4 protein-coding genes are annotated in these 4,520 nt (G+C 43.4%); 3 read left to right on the forward strand and 1 reads right to left on the reverse strand.

Annotated elements, in window-relative coordinates:
• Positions 1 to 131: 131 nt before the first annotated feature.
• Positions 132 to 1,019 carry a helix-turn-helix domain-containing protein gene (locus tag VIM87_RS24420; RefSeq protein ID WP_331999522.1) on the reverse strand — a complete coding sequence of 296 codons (888 nt, stop codon included), beginning with the start codon at positions 1,017 to 1,019 and terminating at the stop codon, positions 132 to 134.
• Between the two features lie 136 nt (positions 1,020 to 1,155).
• Between VIM87_RS24420 and VIM87_RS24425 the strand changes: the two genes are divergently transcribed.
• The 3 genes from VIM87_RS24425 to VIM87_RS24435 all read left to right on the forward strand — a co-directional run.
• Entirely contained in the window at positions 1,156 to 1,635 is a 480-nt protein-coding gene (locus VIM87_RS24425) for a DUF2975 domain-containing protein (RefSeq protein WP_331999523.1), read from the forward strand.
• A gap of 3 nt (positions 1,636 to 1,638) precedes the next feature.
• A complete protein-coding gene (locus tag VIM87_RS24430; protein ID WP_331999524.1) occupies positions 1,639 to 1,857 on the forward strand; it encodes a helix-turn-helix transcriptional regulator in 219 nt (72 codons plus the stop codon).
• A gap of 574 nt (positions 1,858 to 2,431) precedes the next feature.
• Positions 2,432 to 4,520: LamG-like jellyroll fold domain-containing protein (locus tag VIM87_RS24435; protein WP_331999525.1), on the forward strand; the 2,089-nt coding region annotated here is incomplete at its 3' end.

Here is a 4,520-nt window from a genome sequence, read left to right on the forward strand (position 1 = left end):
ATAATGGCTATTTTCTTGTCCTTTAATAGCGCTATTCCTTTCGATGTTCCCATTTTTATACCTTTTTAGTTGGATACAAAGGAACAGCGTCTTTTTACCGCAGACAATATCGATACGCAGTAAGTATAGGACTATTCGAAGTTTTTATTCCGGAAAGCTACGGGTGTTATGCCTGAAACCTTAACAAACAGCCTGGAGAAATACGAGTGATCGTCGTAGCCCAATTCTCCTGCAATTTCCTTTATGGATTTATCTGAATGATAAAGAAGGCGTTTCGCTTCTAAAATAACACGTTGCTGAATGTGATAGGAGACAGAATAACCAGTGGTAGTTTTAACACACTCATTTAGGTAGGGCGTGGATATATTAAGGCTGCCGGCATATGCCATTGGACTTTTAACTGTCGTGAAATGATGTTCCAGTAATGATTTGAAGGCTTTGGTAATAACCTCAGCCCGGGAATAATTGTCTGTTGGCGCCGACAGTGCTAAATACTGCGATGCAACCAATGCAACCAATGTATTACAGCTTTCTTTGATGATAGCATCATATAGTTTATCGTGTTTCCTTTCAGAAAGCTTTATACATAAGGAGGCTGCTTCTGCAATAATGGACAATGTCTCTTTTGTTACAGGCAATGCATTTACAGGTGCAAGTTCTTCCAATAATTTCAGGAACGCTGGCTGAAGATTTTCTATAGTGATTATCCAGCTGCAAACCGTAGCATTTTCAAAGGCTATCACACGATGTATCTGACCAGGGTGTATATAGATAAGAGCCGGTGCTTCAATAGCATGTTTACGAAAGTCAATTTCCATATAGGTTGTTCCTTTCTCCTGCAGGATAAAAGAATACCCACCGTCCCGGTGAGAACGTTCTACTTCTTTAAAATCGGGAGGGCCATTTAACGAAGTCCTGCCAATGAATATCCCTTCGCCATTGCCGGTTGGCAAAGTGTAAACCGGGATCTGGTTGCTTTTTTTTCTCATCCTTGTAAACCACAAAGATAACTTCTGCATTTTATCTGGTGTTGTAAATCAATTTTATACGGCAAAAACATCTATCTCAATATTTTTCTAAAAACGCTAAATATTTATTGTTTATCAATAATTATTTATTACTTTTACAGCGTGATCTAAAATTCATAAAACCATTATGAAAAGAGCCTCAATCGTATTCCTTCAGGCAGTCATTGTGCTTATCGGCATTGTGGCGCTTGCCATTTTGATCCGGTTTCCCTTAACCGAAGGAAGAGCCGCAAACCTCGACTTGTTCAGCATTTACGCTGACCCCCTCATCTTATATGGATACGCAGCATCCATCGCTTTTTTTGTTGCGCTCTACAAGGCGTTCCGGTTACTTGGATATATCGGGCAGAATAAAGTATTCTCATCCAGCTCCGTTAAGGCTTTAAAGAGCATAAAATATTGTGCGATCGTACTTAGTGTTTTAATTGTGGCAGCAGGAATATTTATAAGGATAGCGCACAATAAAGACGATGACCCTGCGGGTTTCCTGGCTATGTGTATCATGGCTACTTTTGTTTCGGCCGTAGTTGCAACTGCTGCAGCAATATTTGAAAAAATATTGCAGAATGCCCTGGATATGAAATCTGAAAATGACCTAACAATTTAAGCTATGCCAATTATCGTAAACTTAGACGTGATGATGGCAAAGCGGAAAATTTCTCTGAATGAGCTTTCTGAAAGAGTTGATTTGACATTATCTAACCTTTCTATCTTAAAAACAGGGAAGGCAAAAGCAATTCGTTTTAGCACACTACACGCAATTTGTAAAGCATTAGACTGCCAGCCGGGCGATATTCTGGAATATGTAAATGATGGAAAAGGACAATGAACGGCTCACGGTCTAACTCCAGTTTTGAAGTTCAATAATATTGCCGTCCGGGTCTGAAATGTTGGCCATTGTCGCCATAACCAGGAAGCCGTAAATGCATTCCTTTTAAATGAGCATTCAAAACACCCGTTCCTTTATCGAGCCAGTTTCCCTTTTCGTCGCGCTGCGGAGGAACCGTTGTACAGCTGAAAACCAATTCATAAAAGTCTGCCAGTCGTTTCCAATCTTTCGTTATAATATTTGTATGTCCGTATTTTACTTTCAGGTTTAATTCGAATTGGGTTTTAGTTTACAGGATGGCGGTTAGCAGCAATGGTAAATATTTAAAACTGCCGAACGAATAGTTGTTGAAAAAAGATATACATCCTAACTTTTGATAATTGCCACAAGAAATACTAACTTAAGATAAGATTTGTGGCAAATACAAAAACTCTGAGCCCGGTACAAGTACTGTAGTTATATCCCCTGTCAACACCCTCAAAACTCTTTACTTAACTTCTTTCACCCTTTTTAATGCAAAAAAGCCCTGATAAGTTGATCTCATAAATAACCTTAATACTAAAACGCTTATTCCATGAAAAGATTTACCCCATTAATCGGCCAATGCCTGGCCTTCTTTCTGCTTCTTTCCAATTTACCTGCTCATTTAAATGCACAAAATATTGCCAAACGCATTACGGCCAGCAACGGCGATACGATTCCATTTCTTGAATACAAACCAGCAGGGCACGACGCGCCGGGCAATACCAGGAAATACCCATTGATTGTTTTTCTGCACGGTGGTGGCGAGCAAAGTAATAATACATCCATTGCTGCCGGAGCTCCCGTATGGGATATAGAAGGTTTTGGGCCTTCCCGCCTGGTAAGTCTCGGGTATAAAATGGCATTTACCTGGAACGGACAGGTAGATACTTTTATCGTTTTATCCCCTATGTGCCGGAGCACTTTCCGGAGCACCGGAAACCCAATAGGGCAGTGGCAGGTCGCTTATATAACTTCCATATTAAATTATGCTAAGAACAATCTCAAAATAGACACCAACAGAGTTTACCTGACCGGCATGAGTTTTGGCGGAGGAGGTACTTTTGGCTTTCTTGCATTCAATGCGGCAAACGCTAAACGACTGGCAGCAGCAGCACCGCTTTGCGCACCTCCACACCATTTTGATGGTTGGGGTAGTACCCCCAATGGTGCGCAGTATGTGGGGGATGCCAAATTGCCCGTGTGGGGATTTCATGCCGAAAATGATTCAACATGCAATGTTACTGGCACTACGATCCCAATTGATTCGATCAACAACCATATCCCTTCACCGGAGGTAAAAGCATTAAAGACTATTTGGCCAGACGGAGGGCACGGCATATGGCCCAGGGTGTATAACATCGACAACCCGGCATATACATATGGTTACGACGGTATATTAAATATCTACGAATGGTTCCTTGGGCAAAATAAAAGCCTTCCTGTTAATGTCCTTCCAACAGCTAATGTGGGCAGCGATACAACCATTTGCACCAGCTCCGGGGCGGCCACATTGAATGGCGCCCTTTCCACAGATCCGGATGGGAATATTGTAAGGTATGTATGGAAAAAAATTTCCGGTCCGGCCGCTGGTACCATTGCTACCCCATTGGGTTCCAGCTCCTCTACAACTGTGTCTGGGCTTACAACGGCAGGTGTATATAAATATCAATTGAATGTTGTTGACAACCGGGCGGCCATTGCCAGGGACACGCTGACGATCACAGTTACAAGCAGCTGTTCTAATTCCGGCAAGGCATTGACCATGTCCTCCTTGGGGAGGATCACGGCTGGAAATGTAACACAGCTCAACAATGCGTCTAAGTTCACCCTGGAAGCGCAGTTTAAATATGATGCAACCGTCAGCGGCTGGACCACTATCATGCGCAAATCCACATCCCTTAGCGATAGGATTATGATCCATATTGGTCCAAACAACAATTCCATATATGTGATGGTGGGTAATGGCAGTAATACCTATGGCTATACCGGGGCCAATGCCGTAAGCCCCGGCACCTGGTACCATGTTGCTGCTGTATTTGATGGAACCCAAAGCGGCAATGCCAATCGTCTGAAAGTGTATATCGATGGCGTTCAGCAAACGCTCAGTTTCTCGGCCATCGACTTACCTGCTAATACCAGCACAACTAATACCGCACCTTTCATGGCAGGGGGAGAGCCTGGCTGCTGTTATCTTAATGGTACGATCGATGAGGTACGTGTATGGGATACCGTACTTTCAGCGGCTACCATCGGAGCCTGGAAAGACAAACTGCTCGGCAGCTGCCATCCCAATATTGCCCACCTGGTTGTATACTGGCCACTGGATGACAACACCAACCCGTCAACAGCCACTGCGGAACTGGGAACCGCTTATAGCGGTACTATCACCAACGGCACTTATGTTACCAGCTATCAGGCTACTGATAACGGCAGCTGCGGCAAAGGACTTAGCATGTCCTCCTTAGGGAGGATAACAGCTGGAAATGTAACGCAGCTCAACAATGCGTCCAAGTTTACCCTGGAAGCGCAGTTTAAATATGATGCAACCGTCAGCGGCTGGACCACTATCATGCGCAAATCCACTTCCCTTAGCGATAGGATTATGATCCATATTGGTCCAAACAACAATTCCATATACG

Source organism: Chitinophaga sp., assembly GCF_036569125.1.
Lineage (GTDB): Bacteria > Bacteroidota > Bacteroidia > Chitinophagales > Chitinophagaceae > Chitinophaga.

Excerpts from the sequence above, each read along its gene's own strand:
- VIM87_RS24420 (WP_331999522.1), bottom strand. The coding sequence starts at position 1,019 with ATGCAGAAGTTATCTTTGTGGTTTACAAGGATGAGAAAAAAAAGCAAC.
- VIM87_RS24425 (WP_331999523.1), top strand. The coding sequence starts at position 1,156 with ATGAAAAGAGCCTCAATCGTATTCCTTCAGGCAGTCATTGTGCTTATC.
- VIM87_RS24430 (WP_331999524.1), top strand. The coding sequence starts at position 1,639 with ATGCCAATTATCGTAAACTTAGACGTGATGATGGCAAAGCGGAAAATT.